The 21,813-nt window shown below is 47.7% G+C and carries 18 protein-coding genes; 3 read left to right on the top strand and 15 right to left on the bottom strand.

The genetic code is table 11. From position 1 onward, the window contains the following. Positions 1 to 147: 147 nt before the first annotated feature. The 14 genes from ACJJH9_RS16615 to ACJJH9_RS16550 all read right to left on the bottom strand — a co-directional run bounded on the left by ACJJH9_RS16615 (position 148) and on the right by ACJJH9_RS16550 (position 17,337). Positions 148 to 1,779 carry a long-chain-fatty-acid--CoA ligase gene (locus tag ACJJH9_RS16615; RefSeq protein WP_444923410.1) on the bottom strand — a complete coding sequence of 544 codons (1,632 nt, stop codon included), beginning with the start codon at positions 1,777 to 1,779 and terminating at the stop codon, positions 148 to 150. A gap of 347 nt (positions 1,780 to 2,126) precedes the next feature. Beyond that, a complete protein-coding gene (locus tag ACJJH9_RS16610) occupies positions 2,127 to 3,587 on the bottom strand; it encodes a M48 family metalloprotease (protein WP_444923409.1) in 1,461 nt (486 codons plus the stop codon). Between the two features lie 28 nt (positions 3,588 to 3,615). After that, positions 3,616 to 4,278, bottom strand: a complete 663-nt coding sequence (locus tag ACJJH9_RS16605) for a hypothetical protein (RefSeq protein ID WP_444899086.1) — start codon at positions 4,276 to 4,278, stop codon at positions 3,616 to 3,618. Positions 4,279 to 4,289: 11 nt separating this feature from the next. Beyond that, a complete protein-coding gene (locus ACJJH9_RS16600; RefSeq protein ID WP_444883764.1) occupies positions 4,290 to 4,958 on the bottom strand; it encodes a hypothetical protein in 669 nt (222 codons plus the stop codon). A gap of 23 nt (positions 4,959 to 4,981) precedes the next feature. Beyond that, positions 4,982 to 5,986, bottom strand: a complete 1,005-nt coding sequence (locus ACJJH9_RS16595) for a VWA domain-containing protein (protein WP_252084568.1) — start codon at positions 5,984 to 5,986, stop codon at positions 4,982 to 4,984. Beyond that, complete coding sequence (locus ACJJH9_RS16590; protein WP_444923408.1) at positions 5,983 to 7,065, bottom strand: VWA domain-containing protein; 1,083 nt, start codon at positions 7,063 to 7,065, stop codon at positions 5,983 to 5,985. The genes ACJJH9_RS16595 and ACJJH9_RS16590 overlap by 4 nt, the downstream gene beginning before the upstream one ends. Continuing rightward, positions 7,055 to 8,359 carry a hypothetical protein gene (locus ACJJH9_RS16585; RefSeq protein ID WP_252084570.1) on the bottom strand — a complete coding sequence of 435 codons (1,305 nt, stop codon included), beginning with the start codon at positions 8,357 to 8,359 and terminating at the stop codon, positions 7,055 to 7,057. Before ACJJH9_RS16585 ends, ACJJH9_RS16590 begins: the two co-directional genes overlap by 11 nt. 47 nt (positions 8,360 to 8,406) lie before the next feature. Further along, entirely contained in the window at positions 8,407 to 9,201 is a 795-nt protein-coding gene (locus ACJJH9_RS16580) for a MotA/TolQ/ExbB proton channel family protein (protein ID WP_252084571.1), read from the bottom strand. A 25-nt stretch (positions 9,202 to 9,226) separates the two neighbouring features. Then, positions 9,227 to 9,433, bottom strand: a complete 207-nt coding sequence (locus tag ACJJH9_RS16575; RefSeq protein ID WP_444888021.1) for a hypothetical protein — start codon at positions 9,431 to 9,433, stop codon at positions 9,227 to 9,229. Between the two features lie 13 nt (positions 9,434 to 9,446). Further along, a complete protein-coding gene (locus tag ACJJH9_RS16570; RefSeq protein ID WP_444923407.1) occupies positions 9,447 to 11,537 on the bottom strand; it encodes a PEGA domain-containing protein in 2,091 nt (696 codons plus the stop codon). Between the two features lie 275 nt (positions 11,538 to 11,812). Beyond that, positions 11,813 to 13,366, bottom strand: coding sequence for a tetratricopeptide repeat protein (locus ACJJH9_RS16565; protein WP_444923406.1), 1,554 nt, complete (start codon positions 13,364 to 13,366; stop codon positions 11,813 to 11,815). 95 nt (positions 13,367 to 13,461) lie between these two features. Continuing rightward, positions 13,462 to 14,685 carry a hypothetical protein gene (locus tag ACJJH9_RS16560; RefSeq protein ID WP_444883770.1) on the bottom strand — a complete coding sequence of 408 codons (1,224 nt, stop codon included), beginning with the start codon at positions 14,683 to 14,685 and terminating at the stop codon, positions 13,462 to 13,464. Positions 14,686 to 14,702: 17 nt separating this feature from the next. After that, positions 14,703 to 15,875, bottom strand: a complete 1,173-nt coding sequence (locus ACJJH9_RS16555) for a hypothetical protein (protein WP_444923405.1) — start codon at positions 15,873 to 15,875, stop codon at positions 14,703 to 14,705. A gap of 166 nt (positions 15,876 to 16,041) precedes the next feature. Further along, entirely contained in the window at positions 16,042 to 17,337 is a 1,296-nt protein-coding gene (locus ACJJH9_RS16550) for a tetratricopeptide repeat protein (RefSeq protein ID WP_252084577.1), read from the bottom strand. Between the two features lie 585 nt (positions 17,338 to 17,922). Between ACJJH9_RS16550 and ACJJH9_RS16545 the strand changes: the two genes are divergently transcribed. The 3 genes from ACJJH9_RS16545 (at position 17,923) to ACJJH9_RS16535 (ending at position 21,081) form a co-directional block, all read left to right on the top strand. Continuing rightward, positions 17,923 to 18,990 (top strand): branched-chain amino acid aminotransferase, encoded by a 1,068-nt coding sequence (locus ACJJH9_RS16545; protein ID WP_444883772.1) that lies wholly within the window; start codon positions 17,923 to 17,925, stop codon positions 18,988 to 18,990. Positions 18,991 to 19,363: 373 nt separating this feature from the next. After that, positions 19,364 to 19,960 carry a Yip1 family protein gene (locus ACJJH9_RS16540; protein WP_252084579.1) on the top strand — a complete coding sequence of 199 codons (597 nt, stop codon included), beginning with the start codon at positions 19,364 to 19,366 and terminating at the stop codon, positions 19,958 to 19,960. Positions 19,961 to 20,115: 155 nt separating this feature from the next. Continuing rightward, positions 20,116 to 21,081 (top strand): alpha/beta hydrolase, encoded by a 966-nt coding sequence (locus ACJJH9_RS16535; protein ID WP_444923404.1) that lies wholly within the window; start codon positions 20,116 to 20,118, stop codon positions 21,079 to 21,081. Positions 21,082 to 21,096: 15 nt separating this feature from the next. On the opposite strand, the gene ACJJH9_RS16530 is transcribed toward ACJJH9_RS16535, so the two are convergent. Beyond that, positions 21,097 to 21,582 carry a hypothetical protein gene (locus tag ACJJH9_RS16530; RefSeq protein WP_252084581.1) on the bottom strand — a complete coding sequence of 162 codons (486 nt, stop codon included), beginning with the start codon at positions 21,580 to 21,582 and terminating at the stop codon, positions 21,097 to 21,099. Between the last annotated feature and the right edge of the window lie 231 nt (positions 21,583 to 21,813).

Below are 21,813 nucleotides of genomic sequence, written 5' to 3'. Positions count from 1 at the left end.
AATATGACAGAGATATATCAATGCCTAAGAGGTTAAATATAGTGTGAACCATAGGGCATTTAGATTTGCTCAACGGTTTCAAGCGGCAAACCGGGCTTATTGCCCGGTTGAACGGGTTGCTAAGATGCTTGCCTTTCTGATGGCAATTTATACTGATACTTCTTGAGGCCAGAGGTGTTGTGCAAATTGCTGCCGTAAGTCTTTCTTGCTAATTTTTCCCGTGGCGGTATGGGGGATTTCTGAGGTGATGATGCAGTCATCAGGAATCCACCATTTTGCGAAGCGCCCGTGAAAGGCGGCGAGAATGTGCTTGGCTTCGAGCTTTCCGTCGGTCTCTGGCACCACGATCAATAGTGGCCGTTCGGCCCATTTTTCATGAGCGACACCTATAACTGCTGCCTCGGCAACACCATCAAAAGTTATAGCGAAATTTTCAAGCTCAATGGAAGATATCCATTCTCCCCCAGATTTAATCACATCCTTGGTTCGGTCGGTGATGGTCAGATAGCCTAAAGAGTCTATAGTGGCCACATCGCCGGTATCAAACCATCCGTCCACCGTGAGCGCAGACTCTTCGTCTTTATAGTAGCGTTCGCAAACCCAAGGGCCTCTTACCTGTAGTGTGCCAAAAGCAATACCATCGTGAGGAAGGGGGCTGCCGAGAGGGTCTACAATTCGCATTTCTACTCCAAACCCCGCACGGCCCTGCTTCAGGCGCAGGGCCTTGGCTTCATTCTTAGGTAAATATTCATCTATGCGGGCATTGTAGGTACCAAGTGGGCTCATCTCTGTCATACCCCAGGCATGATGGGTATAGACACCATGCTTTTCTTCGAACTCTTCCATGATACTCCAAGGGCAGGCAGAGCCGCCGACGACCACACGGTTCAAGCTAGAGACCTTTTCTCCACTTTCACGTAAATATTTGAGAAGTGCTAGCCAAACGGTGGGCACGCCAGCGGCGATGGTGACTGACTCTTGTTGTATAAGTCTACTAAGCGTTTCACCACAACCCATTTTAGGGCCTGGTAAAACTAACTTAGCGCCAACAGCAGGTGCCGCGTAGGGAATGGACCAAGCATTAACATGAAACATGGGCACTACGGGAAGGATGGCTTCATCGCGGCGTATGGCGAAGACATCGGGCATTAGTACCCCGTAGGTGTGCAGTGTCATTGCTCGGTGAGAGTAGAGGACTCCCTTAGGGTTCCCTGTGGTGCCGGAGGTATAACAGAGAGCGGCGGCACTTTGCTCATTCAGTTCCGGCCAGTGGAAATCGCCAGAATGATTATCGAGAAGCTCTTCATAGCAATAGTAATTATGTAGAGTGCTTTGGGGCATATGAGCCCTGTCGGTTAAAACGATGAAACCCTCTACGCTGTTGAGTCTATCAACCATTTTTTCAATAAGCGGAACAAACATTGGGTCGATAAACAGCCAGCGATCTTCGGCATGCTCGACAATATAATGAATTTGTTCAGGAAATAAGCGTGGATTGATGGTATGGCAAACAAATCCGCTACAGGAAGTCGCATAGTAGAGTTCAAAATGACGATGGTCATTCCAGGCCAGAGTGCCGATACGGTCTCCATTGTTAGCTCCAAGTCTGGCTAGGGCCTGGGCAAGTTGGGCAGAGCGTTTAAAGGCCTCTTTGTAGGTGTAGCGAAACTGAGGATTATCCGTAGTAATGGAGACAATTTCACTATTGGGTGAATTACTCAAGGCGTGCTGCATGATACCGGTTAGGGTAAGTTGTGACTGCATCATCATGCCGTTCATTTAAAGCTCCTATTATTATGGTTTTTAGCACTTGATCTATATAGGGTTGTGCGGATCGATATTTATGCCTTGCTATGAATGAAGAATAAAAAGAATACATTGTACTGTGCATAAGTTGTGAATATGTTTCTACACACTTAATTAAAGTATCCATACACCACTGATGTTACTGGCATAGAGTGTTCTTCAATTGTGAGTAAGGTAGACCAATGGGTCTTTATGGAGAATGAAAAATTCTGCACGTATAGTGAATTCCGTAAGTTATTATTTAATTTTCCATACGGTATTTTTCAGGTATACAGAATATTGCTACAAATGCCAAGAATAATTGAAAGGTGGTAGCTTTTTTACTGGATTATTTTGATCCATTCACCGGGCTCTGGTTCGCCCCGAGGATAATAACCATTGAGAAGTCGGAGCTGTTCCTCAGCATATTCACCAATTTCCATGTGTCGTGCCAGGGAGGAAAAGGTAGTTTTTTCTGTGGCTTTTACGTAGCGCAGTCGTCTTATATCCTTCTCTACAATATCGGTTTCCCGCAAGGGTCTGAAACTGCGAATACTGGTTAAAAATAGTGTGTCATAATGTTCAAGATCATCCTTTTTCTGCGATGATGCATTGGCCACTTTACCTTCCAGCATAAATTGACGGCTGCCATAGTAGATAATTGCAACTCGATCTAGATCAATATTATTCTTTTCAAGTGGTGGGACTTTACCTGTGTGTCCCTCTAGTCGGTATTGATTTAGTTTTTCATCTTGTTCCAGCTTGCGTAAATCGTACTGCTCACGCAAGGCCATATCTGCGGGTTGATTCCCCTCACGCTTAGCGACCTTAATCGTAATTGTTGCTGATTGGTCAGGAGCTGTGCCTACGATGGAGGAGCGTTGATTGGCTACTGTCCAACCATCAGGAAACAGCAGTGAGAAGCCTAAACGTTTATGATTAAAACGATTTTTATTGGATTGCCTGGCATTATCACCGTAAACAAGACCATCAGTTTTTTCACGGTAATAGGCTACTTTAACATCCTTGCTCTCTTCAGGTAGGGTACCTGCGGCCTTGACTACTTCCTGTAGACGAATATCGTTGCGTGGGTGAGTAGAAAAAACGCCATGATATGTCTGCGGCTTTTTACCCTCCACACGCGCCCGTCTGCGGGCGAAGATTTCCTGATCTTTTAGTATGCCAATTACATTGAGCATTGCGGTGGGATCATAACCGGCTTTGAACATATACTGCGCACCAAAGCGGTCTGCCTCCAACTCCATTTCCCTCCCATAACCTTTCACCGCAGCAGTACTCCAGAGATTTGCTGCATCACCAACAACGCGGCTGCCTGTTACCAATACAGATAATACTGATGCGGCACTGGCACCAGTGGCAGCGGTTTTTTGACGAACGGCATGGCGTGCAGTGATATGGCCTATCTCATGGGCGAGCACAGCTGCCATTTCTGCTTCGGAGTGAAGGTAAGTCAGCAGGCCGCGATTGATATATACATAGCCTCCAGGTAGGGCAAAAGCGTTGATATCCTGGCTATCGATAATCGTGAAGTGATACTTAATGTCGGGCCTATCGCTGGCTGCCGCTACTTTTTGCCCTACGTGGTCAACATAGGCGGTGAGTACTGGATCCTGGTAGATAGGGGTGCTTTCGATCAGCTTTTCATGCATTTCTTTGCCGATAGAAATCTCTTTATCCTCGGACATCAAGACCAGATCGGGTCGGTTGGTGGCCGGGTTGAAAGCACATGCAGTACATACAAGGACCAATAAAAAGACGTACCACCGAAAGAAATTTTGCATTAACCCTGCCTCCCTGCTTATTTATTGTTTAAGAACTGGTGCCTGCTGCGGGTACCAAAAATTGCTGTAGTTGCACGGCCATCCCTTTACAAGCATTGTTTTGTACCCGTGCGATCAGGGGGATTGGTATTACGATGGCGGGCATATAAGATGTGCCTTTGGCATCTGCGCTCAGCTTTCCGGACAGCTCTCGATCGCGAAAATCCCATACTGATGCTTCATAGTCAGATTCCTTATCCCAGGTACCGAAACCGAAACAACCAGCTCCGCCAGTACTGATCGTGCAGCTTATTGAGCCGGCACTGGCAGTGGTTTCTGTGGAGCCGTCTATCCAGACGATGTATTTCACTCCATAAGACTCCATACGTTCACGGACCTCTTTGTTTTCCATAAGGCGATCGAGTGAACGTACATGCATGGGGGCGGTTCTTGGCTCGAACCAGGGATACATAAGATCGACAAACTCTTTTTCGGGAATAATATTAACCCCCATCTCAGGATTGTGTAATTCTCTGCCGACACAGTCGATAAGATTGGGTTCCGTTTCGTAATCACTGGAATGGCGACGCCCTAATATCACCACGGAATCCCCAGCCGCAAGTTCACCATCGCTACGTCTGTATTCATCAATAACTACAGTGGTGCATCCGCTAAGGATGAGCAGGGATATAACAATTAATGGCTTGAACACGATGAAACCCTCTATTCAGCCTGTGGGGACTTTACTTTAAATTCCTGTAATGACGCAGATCTAATCCTGCCAGAGAGAAATGCCTGTAGCTCGGGAACCTTTTCGAAACCTGTATATAAGGTTGCACCTGCATCGCGAAGAGCAATATTGATTGCCTGGGTTAAGGCCTGCTCTTGGGACTGTAAAAAGGCGGTTGGTGTTTTACCGTAAGCAGTTATCACCCAGTTGGCAACTTGGTTCCCCTGGGAGTCATAGGCGTTCATATCATATTTGATCCACACCTCAAAAATATTGACTCTTGTTTCTCTGGGCATGGTGAACTGAAGTTCACGGACTTCCGGAACTATAACAAGCTCAACATTAGCGGGGACATCCTTAGGGTATTCAGAAAGTGAGATAGTATTGACAAACATAGAGCGGAGAACAGTTTCAAATAGATTTCCCTGTGCTCTGCCAGTATTTATTTTCCATTCCTCTCGGTCCTCACTATCCTCCTGATAGGTATAATTTTTGAAATCCTCGCTCAGATAGATACCCACTGAGAGTGGAAATTGATGACCTACAGGGGCGGGATAGTTTCCTTCAACCTGAACCGTATGGGAGCAGGCCGTAACAATTAGAGAGAGAAAAACCACAATCGCCAGATGAAATGTGGGTGTCTCCTTTATCCTGTGCTTCATGCATGACTCCTGATAACAATCAGCTAGCGAAAATCATTAAGTCCAACAAAAGTGCCACCATTACGATAGGTTAGTTCTCTCATCAGCGCGGCAAAACGTAATCCGGTAGTTTGCAAATGCGGAGGCCTGGAAAACTGTATTGGGAACCCTACTGCGTGGATGCGAATATTGCGTTTTCCCTCTCCATGTTGGGCATTGACTCGATCCACAGCCAACATGACATTGCGAATTGATTTCCCTGTAAATTCATCACCTAATACATAGATGCTAATTTTTTTACTGGGATCGTAGAAACTACGCACGGCTTTTTGTATGCCCTCTACAGGACTAGAGTTACTGAAAGGGTTCCATGTTTTTAATCGTTGGAGGATCGCCTGGCGACGTCCAGGGGTATCGGGGATCCACTTGTTGCGGTAATTGAAAAACATGTAATCCCCCATGTCATTCATTACCTGAATACCTTTGACGTTGGGATACAGGTCTAAAGTATTGACCATTTCCGCCATCATGCGGTCCCAACCATAGTTAAACATACTGCCGGAGGTGTCGATAATGAAAAGAATGTATTCACTGTCGACTGGTATACCACCTATGACATTATTTTTACGCTGGTAGTTTTCGCCGAGTAGGCGACGCATTTCTTCGGTCATCGTCTGAAGAGCGATAGTCAATTCACCCTTCAACTTGCCTTCCTGGCTTTGTCCTTCCGTTTTACTGGCGTAGACGGCCTGCAGAGCTTGAAGTTCTCCACGTAGATTGGCAATGCGCTTGCGCTCAATGTCAATCTGCTCGCGCTTAGCATTGAGGTCCCGGTTGAGGACGGTGGTTTCACCACGAATTTCTGCGATTTGTTCTTGAAGCTCTATAACCTGAGCTTCCAGATCTATCTCAGCTTCTTCCAATACAATGGGCTCGGCTGTTTTGGCAATCATTAACAGCAATACAATAGCGCCAAATCCACAGCAAATGACATCGAGAAAGGAGATGCTGAATTCTTCTTGGCGCTTTTTCTTTGAAGAACCAATCATGGCCAATCCCTTGATGGGGCGAGAAAAGATCCTTGAGTTTGCATGGCCAGTTTCCAGTATTCACTGGCCGCGAAAGGGTCACCTTCCATTGGAGTGAGAATGATATTGATCGGAACATTCTTGGGAAGCACTTTAACCGCACGTTTGAATAAATTACGGCGTTCCCTACCTGAGACAGTGGCACTTCTGGGTGGCTTCATACCTTGTGTAGGCAGGCCATCGGTGATCAAAATAATGTTATCGGGTAAAGGTGTCATGGCGTGAATGGCATTGAATACCCTTTCTAAACTAGTGCCATTTTCTGGCACGATTTCATCCAATTGTTTGATTGCTTTATCCAACTGGTCACGATCATCTACATTGAGCCAGCTATCTTCCGTCCCGGTGATTGCGGCGCGAAAAGATGTATTGAAAGTATAGATCTGGTACTGACTGTCTGGTGGTAACTGGGCGGTGAGCCAGGAAACGGTATTGATGGCCCGACGCCATTTTTCTGTCTGACGTTTAACCCTTGATGACATATTGCGGGCGCGAATAACTTTGATAAGTTCATCACCGAGCATTGAAGCAGAGGCATCAAGTAAAATCAGGATGCGATTACCACCAAGTCGCAGCCCTGTAAGGTACTGACGGTCACCATCTCCACTATATTTGCGCACATTGTTACCGAGCTTCTTATTTTCTTCCTCCAAGTCCTTTTTGGCCTGTTCTAATTTTTTGAGCTTGTCTTGTAATCTTTTTATGTCTTCCTTTTCATCAATACTGTCCACTTCGGCAATATTGCCTTTTACCTCCTCTATTTGTTCGAGTATACGACGTGCAAGTCCTTGTGCCTCTGCGAGTTCATCGCTGACGATATCCAAGGTGTTGCGTGCCAATACAAGGTGCTCCTCCCCAATTTCAACCTCTTCCTGTAGCAGGTTGACTTCAGCGCTCAAGTCCTCAGTTTCTACTTCGATTTCGTGATCGGAGCCATGCTTGATAATTAGAAAAATCAGTGCAACCGCACCAAATCCACAGGACATGATGTCTAGAAAAGATAAGCTGAAGGTAGAAAAGCGACGCTGTTTACGTCTCATAGCGTTCCACACTGATTGCAGTTATGACGTCATGGCGATCCGCAATTCCGATCTTATCTCCGGCGTTTAGGTTAACCGGTGCTGCAATTTCCTCACCGTTAAGCATCAGACGAATTCCCGCATCTACTCTTAATGCAAGACGCCCCGCATGGTTGGTAACCGTTGCTGCTGGGTGCTCAGGAGGGGTGGGAGTAACCTGAAATTTATCTTCGTGCCAGAAAACAAATAGTGGCTGTTGTGCGGCAAGGGCGCGATGGCCATATAAAAGATGTGTGGCTACGGCTTCTGAAGGTGCCTCTAAATGCAGGCTGATTTCACTTTCTGGGGCGGCTCTGACACTGCTCACTAATCGCAAAGCAGAGTCAGGACTGCGCAACTCTTTCCAGCGATTCTTAATAGATTGGGCAGTGCTGTCCCTGGATAGAAGATGCATACGTTGGGCTATCTGCAGACCACCGGGAATTTCTGCCCAGCGATGGGATATAAAGCTCACACTGCCACTATCTGCAAGGTTTTCAATCATTGCCCGAACACGGGAAAGAATAGGAGCTGTAGCGTCCTGAAGTTGGCGCAAAGATATTTTTGCCGTACGATCATCTAACTCTGCAAGAACTTCCCCCTGACTCATTGCGCGGCTGACCCACTGGGGCATCAAATCATAGAGTTGCTGTTCGGATTCTGCAGAGTGCAGTGGATCAAAACGGCACTGCATAACGAAAGCATCCGTGAAAACTCTTGCCCAGGCCTCTTGAAAATGACATAGGCCTGCATCTGCAACACTCTCCGATGATTTTACGGTGGCTTGGTTATCCACCGAAATACGGGAAACGAGAGTTTGATGTAGTTGCAGTTCTACATGCATTTGCAATCCAGCGGGGGCCAAGTCACCAATAGCAGCACTGGCAGAGTCAACCAGGCCAACCACATTCATATTGCTTTCTTTAATAATCCCGAGTAACAGCGCTAATTGCTCGCGGGTAAAATTGCCTGGTACTGCTAGCACCAATTCTTCGGGAAGATCACAGTGTTCAGATATTTCTTGTAAGTGGCAGTAGGCAAGATCGGCATGGTGGCGGCAGCGCTGGTTGGTTGATTTTAAGGATTCTAAACTCAGCCTTCGCCAAAACTGGTTGTTGACTTGGGTGGGGTGACTGCGGGCACGCATTTGCGCTGCGGTGCCTATGTGAATACGTCCCGGTTCAATTACCGCAATACCGGGGCTTTCCAGAACTTCCGTGGTATCGATAAAAACTCTTAAACCACAGTCATTGATTTCAAGGACACCTTGTCCCATGGAGTATTCCTCGCGGCGAATATCCGAGATGATAATTTTGAGTTCGGCTAGCTGATTTTGAGAAATCTCAGCAGGCGGTTATCGCAATAGTTCTGTGTATCCAAGACCAGTCTTTCTTGCATAAGCTGTAACTGGTGGGTAAAAAACATAATGACAATGCTGATCACCAGGGCAATAAAGGTTGAGTTGAAGGCGACCCCAAGGCTTACGGTAACCCCGGCAATATCACCCTCTACTGCTTTATGGGCTTGAGAAAGTGCCTCGCCGATGCCGCGCACGGTTCCGATAAACCCGATCGAGGGAATTGCCCAAGTGATATAGCGCACCATTGCTAATTCCGAGTCGAGCCGATCGCCCTCTGTTTCGCACACTTCTTTCACCGAATTGGAAACCGCAGCCACATTTTTGGTAGAACCGAATCTTTGTAGCGCGGTGAGCAGTGCTCTTGGCACGAGATAACTGCGTTCCTCTTCGGGTAGTGCTTGTATGGGACGGGACAGGTCGCGGGTGTCTTCGGGTAATATAGGTGTGCCTTCGCTGATATTAAGAAGGGCTTTATCGAGCAGTTTGCGCTCGCGTATGCTGCGGTGTGCCTTTAGGCCCATGATTGCCATGGCCCACAGCATCAGTACAAAGCAAGCTTCCTGCTCGTAGTCTTTCATCACAATATAAATGGAACGTTGCTGAACGTAGGTTTCTCCTGCTGCCTCCCGTGCAAGCTGTTCTTCTATCAAGGCATCTGCGTTAGGGCGAATGATGGCAACATAAATAGCGTGAACCAGGATAATGGATCCCAGCAGAGCAAATATCTGGAACACAAAGTCTGAGGATTTGAATTTCATGGTGGTGCCCTTGGCGGCTTCTCTTTTAAATATCCACAGGATAGGAAACAGATAAGTCTTCAGAAATTTCTTCTGAAGACTTGTAATCATCTGAACGATTGCCCTTGCGTTTGTTTTTTTCTGTTTTCTCCTTGTTCGCCTGAGCAACGGTCATCTCATTGGTATCTTCTTTCTCCTGGGCAAATAAGTAAGAGGGTAAAAGAATGATGAGTATTAAAATGATCCTGAACATCTTCACTCCTTCTTTAATTAATCCAGCGCGCGACCCTAAATCCAATATCATTGCGGGGAGCTTCGCCATAATCACGGTAAGATAAACGCAGTTCGGTTAACCCTGAATGACGCCAGCTGGAGCCGCGAATTACATGGTAGTCGCCATCCTGTGGGCCAATCGGATTTTCTTCCAGGCGCGATGAGAGTCCGGTACCAATGGTATAGAGGTCGTGAATCCATTCAGAAACATTGCCACCCAAGTCGTATATACCAAGAGGGTTTGGACTGTAACTGCCGACGGGAGCGGTGGCTGCATAGCGGTCGCTATAGGTGCGTAATACTGCCGGGACCAGCTTGGCAGCGTGGCTGTCAGCATAGTTACCAGAGTTGGCGCCGATAGGTAGTTCATTGCCCCAGGGGTATTTACGCATGATGCCCTTATCATAGCGTGCTAACCAGGCCCATTCGGCTTCTGTGGGAAGGCGATAGCCATCTGCCGCTGAATCAAACCCAACTATTTTACCGCGCTCGGTTAGGTATACAGGGTTTAGACCTTCACGTTCACTGAGCCAGTTACAAAATAAAGCCGCATCGGCCCAACTGACATTGACGACAGGCAGGTTGTCATTATCCAGACTAACTCCATTCACATGCCTTGAGGTATGCATACGTTTAAAGCGCCTGAATTCTCCATTAGTGACTTCGGTGGCTCCGATATAAAAAGGACGATTGAGAGCGACTTGGCGCATCACCTCATTGGCACGGCGCCCTTGTTCACGTCGTGAGGATCCCATGGTGAATACAGCATTGGGGCGCATTAACTTCATGGTTCCATTCGCGCCATGTTGATAGGATGCCGGAACCTGCTGCCAGCGAGCCTGCTCTTTGGTCAACAATACTGCGCGTACCGTCTGCTCCAGCTTGTCGCTTGGGATTACTCTGGTATCAAATGCTTGGTAGCCATTCTTCCTCACTTCAATTTTGTGACTTTTCGTTGGGAGGTTGAATGACTGTCCGCTTTTACCCGCATATTGCCCATCAATATAAACCTCTGCATCAGTGGGTACACTCGTTACAAATACCCTACCGTACACGGCATTTAAGTTAACGCTGAGATCCCGTTCCATTCCGGCGGAAAGGTCTATGGTGTGTACTACAGAGGCGTAACCTTCTTTAAAAAAGCGTAATCGATGAGCTTCTCCTGATGACAATTCAAGTTCAAGAGGAGTGTGTCCGCGGAACTCCCCATCAACAGTTACACTGGCGCCTTCGGGAATTGAAACAACTCGTAACAGTCCATCGGCTGGGCCCAGATTTACCGTGGGAAGGGCTTGGTCCACACCGGCGGTAACGGCTATTGAGACATCGACAGTTTTATGTTCTGGTAGGGAGATGGAGACAACCCTATCCCCTTGCACCAGCTCTGTATTGAGAGGTGTTGTGCCAAGAATTTTTCCATTGGAGGTGACAGTGGCACCTGGGGGATTACTACTAATACGTATATTGGCCCAGGCTGGACGAAGTTTTGCTTGCAAGCGATGAGTGTTGTCGAGCCCCTCGACTTTGATTACTTGGGTATAGGGGAGATAACGATCGGAGAGAATTGTTACCCGAAGGGAACCTGGGCGTATATTTTCCACCAGTCCGTTTGTATTGGGCACTTCACTGCCATTGATTATTACTTTGACTGGAACCGGGGGGATTGTTTCAACTTGCAGATGGCCTGGCAGCTTATCCAGGGTCACTGCATGGCGGCTGTGCCCATCGCTGTCGACTTCAACTTCACCACTCTTGGATAAATAACCATCTGCACTGATGGTGTAACTGTAGTTGCCGGGAAGCACCAGATGTCCATCTCCCAGTGGCAGGGCAAAGCCATCAATATTGACTTTTGCATTGTTAGGCACGGTTTCAAATATGAGGGAGCGGGCGATGACTAAGTAGGTCAGCGCCAAGAGACTTAATAACAGGCAGGCCGCTACTACCAGTGCACGTTTGGACAGGAACAGGCGAGCACGGTTAGAGCTGACTTGAACCGGTGTGAAACCTATAGGTTCGATGAGAGGTGAGTCATCGACTACAGGCTCATTATCACGAACTGAGACCGCCTCTTTCACTGCCATTTACACTTCCCTATTGCTGTGTCGTTATGGAGTTATCGCAATAATCTGGCACCGATGAAATACACGCTAAAGCGCAGCCGATACCAAGGCTGGGTTGGATGTTTTTTTGTGTGAAATAAAGCTTAGCTCGCTGCCACCGGAGGGTTGGCGATCAGCGAGCCGTTTGTCACAGAACACCTCTTTTCCTGTGAATGAATCTTCTGATTCATCTCAGGATTTGCCCCTTGCGAATATCTTCTTTATTGGATTTTCATCTCGCTCAGGGGTTCTTGTCTTCAGCTATTATTAGCGCCGTTTACTTTCTCTGCGCACTGAATGACCACTTCGGTGACAGGTTTTCCGGGTTTTACAATGAACTCACGCCGTACATCCCGATACCCATCGCGGGTACCAATGGCTGTGTAGCGACCGGGTTTTAAGGCGATTTCTCGTTGGTCAAAATTACCCAGACGTCCAACATGGTAAATCGTGACACTGGTACTACGATCGGATTTGAAACGAACGGGTAGAGGTATCAGAGCTTGGGTAAGCGCATTTTCTAGGTCTTCTATTTGCTGAACTAAGCGTGGTGTTTGACCATTTACTTTACGTGCATCGGCTAAGACAGTGCGGGCAAAGTGGTTGCGCTTACCTTCGCTAAGGGTAAGGGGGTCTTTGAGTAATTCTTGTAACTGATCATCTAATTTGGCCCTGGCAGAAGAGCGTGCCTTCCCCGTAACTGCAGCAACCAGGCTACTATCCTTTTTCAACAAGGCCGTATAACTTTTAAGAGCATCACGCCAATCTTCTTTTTTTTCCTGTGAGCGTGCCAAGCTCAGTAGTTTATTAATTTTCTCCCGCTCCATACCATTTTTTGCCTGTTGTAAGCCAATGGTCGGTGCTTTAGCTGTAGGCTTTAATGCTTGCGCTTGATTGAAGAATTGTTTAGCGGATGTGTAATTTTTATCGGCAATCGCTGCGTAGCCCGAAGACATAGCCTTTTGATAGTCTCTCTCAGTAATTTCTATTTCAACCCTTGCCAGTAATGCTTGAGCTTCAACAGTCTCAGGGTCAACCGAGAGTGATTGCTCAAGAGATGACTTAGCTTGGTCTAGGTCGGAATCGGAGTAGGCGTCTTTTGCCTGAATATATCTCCACCAGGCAGAGGGTAATTTATCGGTCCGCTCAAGTCCCTTGAGACCTCTTGGGTGATCTTTAGAGATAGTAAGTACTAGATTAAATGCATCTAGTGCAGAATCCTTATCCCCTATATCCAAAGCACGTTTACCCTCGCTAAGGTGTAACTCAATTCGCTCGGGAATACTGTCACGCAATGTCTCTAGTGCTTGTAAGGATTCCCGGTACTTTTCCAGGGCTTGCATGAATTGTCTTTTTCGATAAAGGCTATCAGCCTTTAGAGCTAGGTCTTCAGCGGAGTAGTAATCTTCGAATGCCCATAACTCAACTTGACGTTCTTGTAGCTCCTCTTTAAGGGCGAGAATATCTTGCAGAATTTTTTGCACATCCCTGCGTTGCTGCATGATTTCAGCATCGGAGTAGGGGGATGCCTGTGCCGGATCTTCCTCTGGTGTATTTATTGTTTTGGCAACAGCCATTTTATCGGTTTGTAATTTTGGAGTTTGCACAATTTGGGGAAGTCCCCAGAAAACCCCTACCAAGCCACTGAGCATTACTGCCCCCAGCAAAAAAGGCCAGTATGAATTTTCTCTTTCCGGCTTGTCAGTTTTAGGGCTGGTTTTCTTGGGGATGCGAGCTTCCTCACCGCCAAAGCTAAACTCTGCGGGCTCGATCGGAGTTGAATCTTCCTTGGTGTTATTGCGGTGCTGCATAGTGATTCCGCCGTTTTATTAAGTTACCCAGTGAAGATCTTGGGTGCTTGCTAAGGGTTAAAATCTGACCGGTTTACCTCGATAAGGTCTGCACTTCATATACTGGTTTCGGAAGACGCTGTTTCGGCTTCATAAATTTCTTTCAAGATTTCCCGCCACTGACGATATTGGTTCTCTACTGTGCCGCTCAGGGTGACGGTGCGATCTTCCAGTTCGACAATTTGTGGTTCGACTTCAGCCTCCATCGAGTCTCCCAATTCCTGCAGAGCTTCCAGATGCATCTTGGCATCTGCACGACGATCAAAGCCGCTCTTAATTAAATAACCGCCAGCACCAATACCTACCTGTCCAGCAGCCTGGGCACTGCCTCCTCCTGCACCGGCTGCGGCAATACCGCCGATAATGGCCGCGGCCCCCATGATGGTGTGGTTGCGGGCTTTACGCTTGAGTTCGCGCATTTGCCGAACTTCCTCATAACTCCGTGCTCGCCACTCCTGGTAGGGTACTTCCATGGTTTTGGCAAAAGTGCCGTAGTATTCCTGGAGTGTGTCCACAAATAGATAATCGCGCTCACGGATTTTTCGTACTCGCTGCAACATAGGATCATTTTCTGCAGGTAGAGCGCTCAGGTAATAAATACCTTCTTGGCTTTGCTGCAGATAGCGCGTAAAGGCTTCGGGGGAAAAGCTCCTGGCGAAGCGCATCTCAGAGATAGTGCGGATTTCAGCAATCTGTTGATTGGATAGCCCTTGTCGATAATTCAACATGTCATTGGAAACCCGGTTATAGATTCCCTGAAAGGCATCTCCTTCAGTAGGGTGCTTACGATCATAGGCGTAGTGAGAAGCGTATTCCGAATATTCCTTGGTAAACCAGCGTTGACCACGGGAATCGGTAACGGTCACTTCCATGGTGAGAATTTCACCATCGGATTGGATTATCTTTCCAGAAACTGTTACATCAATATTGGTGCGGGCAGATGGGATAACTCTCACTGCCCCCCAACCCAGGCTGGACTGCAATGAGTCAGCCAGGGTAACTGCCATAAAGCGGGACTCAGCCTGGCGTAATTCGGGAAAGACCAGGGTGTCTTCGTCAACTTCAACAGTGTCTATACCGGGATCGAACTGGATAACGCCGACGTCCAGCAGGCGCTCTTCCGCAATATTTTTGTCCTCAATGGTGAGGGGAGTAAATGCAGTAGTTCGTACTTCGGTTGTGGTACATCCGCTAAGTAGTGCTAGCAGTAACCCAGCAGTTATCAATGCGAGCCGAGCTGTAAATAAACAGCGATAGTTTTTTCGAGTTAAAAGTGCCATCTATGCGTCCTCTGTAACTACTTCGTCGCATTTTTATATTTTCGATACTCTTCCCAGAGCTTTTCCCGTAATTCAGGATCGGTCTCCCGTGTGGCGGCTTCACGAATTTGTCTTGCCACTACATCGTCATCGGTACCACTGGGAATATCTGCAGGCACCACTGGCTGTGAGCCGCTGTGGTTGTACTCCCCTTGGCGCCCCTTAGTGGGTAAACCGGGGCCTGTTACCTGGCCGCTGGAATTGTTTTGCTGTGGGCCCCCGCCGCTGGGTGCTCCGCTTCCGGGTGGAGGGGGGATTTCGGCTTCCGCAGATTCAATGAGATCTTCCAGTGATTCTCCCGGTGGCGCTTCATCCATTGCCTCTTCCTCGCCCTCTTTTGAAGCGGAACCAGGCCTGTTACGGACATAGTCCCGTTCACGCAGGATCATGCCGTCGTAGCTCACCATGGTGGATTCGAAGCGGCCCTCAAGCTCTGCGACTCTCTCCGCGGCTGTACTGGGAACTTCATTGGGCGCACTGCCAGCGCGAGTAGAGCCATTACTGGGTTGACCGTTGGTGGACGCACTGCTACTTGAGGCCGAACTACTCGACGAGGAGCTGTTCGAGGAAGAACTACTTGATGAGGAGCTACTTGATGGGGAGCTACTTGAAGCCGAAGCTGTTTGCTCCTCCTCGGAGAAGTCGATCTCATCCGGCGGGGTGCCGTCCTGGCTAGAAGAGGGATCTGGAGGCGTACGTCTTTCATCCGGAGATTGCTGTGAATCAGTGTAGACAGGGGATGATGGAGAGCGATTGCGGGAATCTGCCTCCGGCATGCTATCACCTGCTGAGGGTTCACGGGAGGAACGTTGATTTTCACTGGAAGCTGTTCCGGACTTTTGTTGGGACTCTCGCTGTGCCGTTGGCATATTCGCGCTGGGTTGGCTCGAAGAACGACTACTGGGTTGCCCACCACTGCTACTGGACTGTGACTGGCTAGAGCTCTGTGAACTACTGCTAGAACTGCTGCTTGATGAGGCGCTGCTCTGAGACTGAGATTGCGAGCTGGAAGAGGGCATCGCCGGTGGTTGTGATTGGGTTTGCTGGCTTTTACATCCAGTAATCACTGTAGTCAGTACAACGACAGAGAACAGAGTGTGCCAGCTAATGCCCTGGCGGTGACTTTTTCGTACCGCTTTCCGAGTTGTCATCTCTTTTCTCCTAGAAGGGCTTGGCGTTATGCCGGGAGGGCGCGATCAATTCTGCGACTCCCCGGCTGCCCGGAAAATGGCTGGTGTGGAAATTTAAAAGTAGTTGTTATTTGATTATTTGCGCGCTCTCCACAACACATCACTCAGTGTCTTTTCAGTGAATCACTCAATCGAAAACAAAGCGCTGAACAATACCGCGTGTTGCTACCGCTTCACCATCTTCAAAGCGCGGCCGGAATTTGGCGCGTTTAAGTATGTTTCGGACTTTGGAGCGAATCTGTACTTTATCGGATGGGTAGGCTCTGAGGATTTTAATATTGCGTGCTTTGCCAAAGGCAGTGACATCGTAAGAAACAGTGATATGTGAGTTGGCCAGGGCTTTGCTTTCCGATTCCAAAATCGGCAGGGCAGGAAGTGCGATCGGGCGACCAAAAATATCCTCAATTTCATCGCTGGAGGCACCATTGTCCCACAGAGATTTATAAGCCTCTCCATAAGTGCGGCGCGCGGAATGCCATTTATTGAACATCATATACCAGTCGCCCAACTCGACTTTTGCTTTTGCAGATGCGGCCGGGGGCGATTGAGGGTTACGCTGGTAGACATCAACGATTCGGGTAATCGCTTTTTTACCAGTATTGAAGCTCTTCATTCGATAGTGGTCTACCATACTGCGCTGACTTACATCGGGGCCGCCGCCAAAGCTGGTATTGACGACGAGCGGCGCCTGGGCCTCTCCTTTGTAATTGGCGAGATAGTAATTCGTTGCTTTCAGCCCGCGTAGTGCGTCCACAAGACGCAGATCGTTGGAGCCAAAATTTTTGCTGATGATATCGACTGCGAGGGTGTAGAGCTTGGTGGCGTTGATTAGGTGCTCGACCAGAGTCTCACCTTTCTTCTCAACATAAGACTGTAGGTGCCAGCGACTCAGGTTATTGATTACAGGCAACATCCGAGGATCTTTTTTACCGTAATTTTTTTCGTGCAACCAGTAGAGATACTGTTGGTTGTCGTTGGCTTCTTCCCATTGATTCAACGCAATCTGGCTTTCTATTAAGCGTTCAATCATCGGTATCTGGCTGAGGGAATAGAGGCCCTCATTCACTCTATTAACTAACATTGCACGGCGGAATTCGGTGGCGGCTTCCTCATGGGCTCCAGCTTTCTGCAGTGCAGTGGCCAGGCCCAGCAGCTGCTCATCAATACCGATACCATAGGCACCATACTCAGCTTCAAGATCTTCAATGCGTTCACGGTAATATTCGACAGCCTCTGAGGGGCGCAGTTGTCTTCGGTTTTTTTTCAGCGGTTTGGAGGCGGCTTCAATAAAGGCCTGGGGAGGGCCTTTCGGATCTGGATTCGCAGTGGCGTCATCTGCGGCAATGGCGCCGTTACACAGCAGTGCTGTGGCTGTAAACATCAAGCCGATAGCAAGGCGATTGCAGGTATCTATCTGTGTCACGATTGAACCACTTCCATTCCGGTTTACTTTGCCCACAGCTGTGCAATAGGCCTTAGCCATCACGCAGGGGTGTGGATCTCGTCTCCGCCCGATCGCCGGAAAACCGACAGATACGGTGGAAGCTCTCTCCTGAAATGTGGTTCTGTTACAACTCTGAAGGCACGTCTTTTTACTCATAGCCGCTCAGAGAAGCCGCATCCGGAGGCTTATTTTTGCGCTCCTGGCTGCGTATTAAACAGTATAGCCAGCACAGTCTGTCATCAGAGGGATTGTGACGGAGACTTCAACCAACCGGTGAATAGGTTACCGGGATGCCTGCGGGCACTCTTTCGGTTTAGCAGCTGGGGAGAAATAGCAGTGCCGAAGGTCGGCAAGTAAGTGCCAAAAATTTTTAGAGTAAATTTAAGTGACTACTCGATGGCTCTGCGCTGCAGGGGTAAAAACAGGAGTATTTGGATTTTCATCCTATATGAATAGGTTTGATTAGGTGAAAACGGCTAAAGCCATGGGGTCTGTGGTCACTACATTTGGATTGCTGGCCGACAGGCGCCATAATCAGCCGATTCGAATGAGAGGAGAGTGCCGGTGAGCATCTATATCGATCCCGAAGTGGCCGCAAGCCTGCGTGGATATGAAATACCCGAGAGGCTGGGCTTCGGGACGGCAATGGCCCCTATAATGTTTCGTGCAGTCTATCAGGACGGTTGTTGGAGTCAGGGTGAGTTGATTCCCTATGCACCCTTGTCGATAGATCCTGCAGCAAAAGTGCTGCACTACGCTCAATCGTGTTTTGAAGGAATGAAGGCCTACCGGACCCAGGCTGGTGGTATTGCTCTATTCCGTCCCGAGAAAAATGCTGAGCGAATGGCCTTTTCTGCCAAACGCTTGTGTATGCCCCCGGTGCCAGAACCCCTGTTTCTCGATGCCGTGCGTACTGTTGCTTCCTATTGTGCCAACCTGGTACCCGGTAATAGCGGCGAGTCTCTCTACTTGCGGCCGTTTCTGATTGGCACCCAGGCGGACCTTACCGTATCTGCTAGCAGCTCTTATGAGTTCTATGTGATTGCCAGTCCCTCAGAGGCTTATCACTCCGGTAGCATGCGTCTTTGGGTGGAGAGGGAAGATGCACGCGCCGCAGTGGGTGGCACCGGGGATGCCAAGGTTGGCGGTAACTACGCGGCCTCTCTGTTGAGCGTAGGGCGGCTCAAGGAGCGCGGTTACGATCAGTCTCTATGGCTCAATCCGTCTGACCGAAACAGCGTAGATGAACTCTCTGGCATGAATTTCTTTGCGGTAATTGAAGGGACATTACATACGCCAGCACTGACCGGCTCCATCCTGGAGGGTATTACCCGTTATTCACTATTGGAGCTGGCCGAAAGCCTGGGCTATCAGGTCGTAGAGGAGTCTATTCCGGTTGATCGATTACTCAGCCAGATAGCTTCTGGCAGCTGCACAGAGGCTTTTGCCTGCGGTACTGCTGCTATTATCAGCCCTATTAGCGTTATTGGTGATGCAGAGCATTGCTATGAGCTGCAGCAGGCTCCAGGTCCTGTGGCCGAAGCTTTACGTCAGGCGCTTCTGGATATTCAAGAGGGGCGGGCAGAGGATCGCTTTGGCTGGATGCAGACTGTTGAACCTGCGAGCTTCTGAGCTTAGCTAAATAATTAAAAGTAACCGGCTGTAGGTTGGTGGCTGGTTACTTTTTTTAATTAGCAAAATTAGCATGGCAGCATTTGATTTTTCTCTACTTCTGTCTCTTTCCCTTTAGTCTGGGGTTGTTTGGTATCACCTCATGCTTTAAAAATGTTTCCGCGAGAAACGTGCATGTAAGCATTCCCGCCAATCTCTTTTCTACGGTTGACTTGAACGACTGTTGCTCCTACAAGTAACTCGATACAAGAAGAAACGCACTGGAGCTTTTGGGGTGGCCTTTTGGTAGTACCTTCATATTGACCGGCAGTTCCAAGATCAATTTGACTAGATAGGTCGCACTCAGAGTTCCCTAGAACCTGAGGAAAACAGAATGTTGACCCATATGTTCGGCCTGATGCTCCAACCTCGCAAGCAGTGGGAGTTGATTAGCTGCCTCCCCGAGAAAAAACTTCGCCGACAAATCTCCTACGTTATTATTTTGGCACTATTCCCTGCAATCGCCTGGTATTTTGGCACTACTCAGGTGGGTTGGAGTATCGGCAATGGGAATCCGGTAAGAATAACCGGCCAGAGTGCGTTGGAATTGGTAGCGGTTTTCTATTGTACGATGGTATTGGCGGTTGTCTCAATTGGTTACTTAATTCACTGGATGGCGAGAACCTATGGTGCAGAAACGCACCCGATGAAAGGTGTAGTCGTGGCAGGGTTTACAGCAACTCCAATATTTTTGGCAGGTATTGCGGGAATCTATCCGGTGTTGTGGTTGGATATTCTGTTGGCAACTGTGGCGGTAGCTTATGCGGTGTATCTACTTTACCTGGGGATTCCTATTGTTATGGGTGTCTCAGAGGAGCGAGGATTTCTTTTTGCCAGTGCAATTATTACTGTTTCCCTGGTTATCGCTGTAATAATAATGGTGGGCACGGTATTGTTTTGGAGCTATGTGTCCGCTCCTGTTTTCCACTGATTTTATTTTTCACAGATCACTACCTGTGAATTTTTGTGTTTATCTGCCAGTCGGTTTTACTTGAGCCGGCTGGCTTACCCCCTTCATTTATCAGCTTGTCTTGAATCTATTTTATCTCAACTCAATTGTAATATTCCTTTCTGCACCAAAACACTATGGGTGCTGTTACTCTTTGGAGGTCTCTTTTGAGGAAAGTAAATCCGCACCTCTCTGAATTTCTCAGAGTATGCAATGAGTTGTTATCAGAGCGTACAGCCAAAGGTCATGCCTTTAGTGTTATCGACTCTCGCGAGAGGTCGGAAAGGATGATACAGGAATATGTTACAGACATCCCAGGCATTGACCAGGTGATAGATGATGAAATCTATACCAGTGGATACAATGTCCCCGTGAGGATATTTAACCCTAATTCGAGCTTGGCACTACCGGTTCTTTTATATCTGCACGGGGGTGGTCATATGCTGGATAGTGTTAAAGCCTATGACCCTATTTGTCGTAAAATGGCGATAGCTACACAGCATATTGTGGTGGCACCAGAATATCGGCTTGCTCCAGAAAACCCCTATCCAGCCAATGTTGAAGATACTTGCGCTGTAGCTCGTGGAGTCTGGACGAGTCTTGCCCGACACAAGATCGACTATCAAAAGTTACTCTCAGTAGCGGGAGACTCTGCAGGTGGTTCTTTATCGGCAACTTTGTCGCATATAGCACAATTTGACACTGGGATTTATATAGACAAACAGGTTCTCATTTATCCTTGTGTTGACTATACGGCAGGCTGTCAATCTTACCAAAAATATGGGAAAGGATATTTTCTAGAAGCTGAGAAATGTTACTGGTTCTTTGAAAAATATTTTCGGGATGGCCAGTGTAGAAAGTCGGCATCTCCACTTTATATGGATTTTACTCAAAGGCTGCCAAAAACTCTGGTGATTACAGCAGAGTTTTGTCCCTTGTGTGATGAGGGTAAATTTTACTTTGAGAGGGTGAGGTCGGCTGGTGCACACGCTGAGTATATACACTTTGAGGGTGTTATACATGGATTTTTAAATGTTGAAGATTTGCTCAAAGATATTTGTGCAGAAGCTTATGAAAAAATAGGTAGGTTTCTGAACAGCTAAATTATTGTAAATTCTTCAGCCAGGCTTGTAATGGTACTTAAGAATATAGCCATTGCTGAGCTCCAATTGCTCAGAAGCTTCTTTTCCAATAGAGAGTTCAATTTCAGTGATCGCATTGATTATCTGTGTGGGCTCGACATCAATGCATTGAATACTCATTGAATAAATGGCACCTTCTTTACTGTCAACAGAATATTCAATAACTTGCAGAAAAAGACTATCTGTTCCATATAAGATTTTAATACCGGGGCCCTTTAATAGGGGGATAGTATATTTTACAGCCCCCCAGGGGCCATCGCAGCGAATTGCCTGGTACTCTGAGGGCGCTGTTTGGGCAGATGTAGACTTAGATTCCTTACTTAGGGTTAATTCACTCAATATCTGTCGAGTATGAAACTGCCATCCCTCTGGAGTTGTAATCTCAATTTTTAAAGTCGGTTGAGCAAGCACCTGAAAACTTAGAAAGGCAAATGGCATTAAAATCAACTTGCGAAATTCCATCTTGATTGCGATTCCTTAGGGAATGTGGGGTACGGGCAAACGTGCTTTCAATAATTGGTTGCATGAAGCGCCAAGCTGGTAGCCCTGCATGTTTTCTAGTCTTTCAAATAATAATAGTGTCTTGAAGGGTATCTAGGGGTCAGATAGTATGCAGAAGCTTGCCTAGCAAGTTTTTTTGCGCGACTTAATTGGTACATTCGTACCTACCAAAGCCAGATGTAGTAGCTACAA

The sequence above is a fragment of the Microbulbifer mixtoriginis (SeqCode) genome (genome assembly GCF_052466715.1).
This window is presented reverse-complemented; position numbering and strand designations above follow the sequence as displayed.

What these genes read in the sequence shown, in the direction of transcription:
- ACJJH9_RS16530 (WP_252084581.1), bottom strand. Translation starts at nt 21,582, where the DNA reads ATGGAATTTCGCAAGTTGATTTTAATGCCATTTGCCTTTCTAAGTTTT.
- ACJJH9_RS16570 (WP_444923407.1), bottom strand. Translation starts at nt 11,537, where the DNA reads ATGGCAGTGAAAGAGGCGGTCTCAGTTCGTGATAATGAGCCTGTAGTC.
- ACJJH9_RS16590 (WP_444923408.1), bottom strand. Translation starts at nt 7,065, where the DNA reads ATGAGACGTAAACAGCGTCGCTTTTCTACCTTCAGCTTATCTTTTCTA.
- ACJJH9_RS16535 (WP_444923404.1), top strand. Translation starts at nt 20,116, where the DNA reads ATGGGTGCTGTTACTCTTTGGAGGTCTCTTTTGAGGAAAGTAAATCCG.
- ACJJH9_RS16575 (WP_444888021.1), bottom strand. Translation starts at nt 9,433, where the DNA reads ATGTTCAGGATCATTTTAATACTCATCATTCTTTTACCCTCTTACTTA.
- ACJJH9_RS16595 (WP_252084568.1), bottom strand. Translation starts at nt 5,986, where the DNA reads ATGATTGGTTCTTCAAAGAAAAAGCGCCAAGAAGAATTCAGCATCTCC.
- ACJJH9_RS16600 (WP_444883764.1), bottom strand. Translation starts at nt 4,958, where the DNA reads ATGAAGCACAGGATAAAGGAGACACCCACATTTCATCTGGCGATTGTG.
- ACJJH9_RS16555 (WP_444923405.1), bottom strand. Translation starts at nt 15,875, where the DNA reads ATGACAACTCGGAAAGCGGTACGAAAAAGTCACCGCCAGGGCATTAGC.
- ACJJH9_RS16540 (WP_252084579.1), top strand. Translation starts at nt 19,364, where the DNA reads ATGTTGACCCATATGTTCGGCCTGATGCTCCAACCTCGCAAGCAGTGG.
- ACJJH9_RS16580 (WP_252084571.1), bottom strand. Translation starts at nt 9,201, where the DNA reads ATGAAATTCAAATCCTCAGACTTTGTGTTCCAGATATTTGCTCTGCTG.
- ACJJH9_RS16585 (WP_252084570.1), bottom strand. Translation starts at nt 8,359, where the DNA reads ATGGGACAAGGTGTCCTTGAAATCAATGACTGTGGTTTAAGAGTTTTT.
- ACJJH9_RS16565 (WP_444923406.1), bottom strand. Translation starts at nt 13,366, where the DNA reads ATGCAGCACCGCAATAACACCAAGGAAGATTCAACTCCGATCGAGCCC.
- ACJJH9_RS16610 (WP_444923409.1), bottom strand. Translation starts at nt 3,587, where the DNA reads ATGCAAAATTTCTTTCGGTGGTACGTCTTTTTATTGGTCCTTGTATGT.
- ACJJH9_RS16615 (WP_444923410.1), bottom strand. Translation starts at nt 1,779, where the DNA reads ATGAACGGCATGATGATGCAGTCACAACTTACCCTAACCGGTATCATG.
- ACJJH9_RS16560 (WP_444883770.1), bottom strand. Translation starts at nt 14,685, where the DNA reads ATGGCACTTTTAACTCGAAAAAACTATCGCTGTTTATTTACAGCTCGG.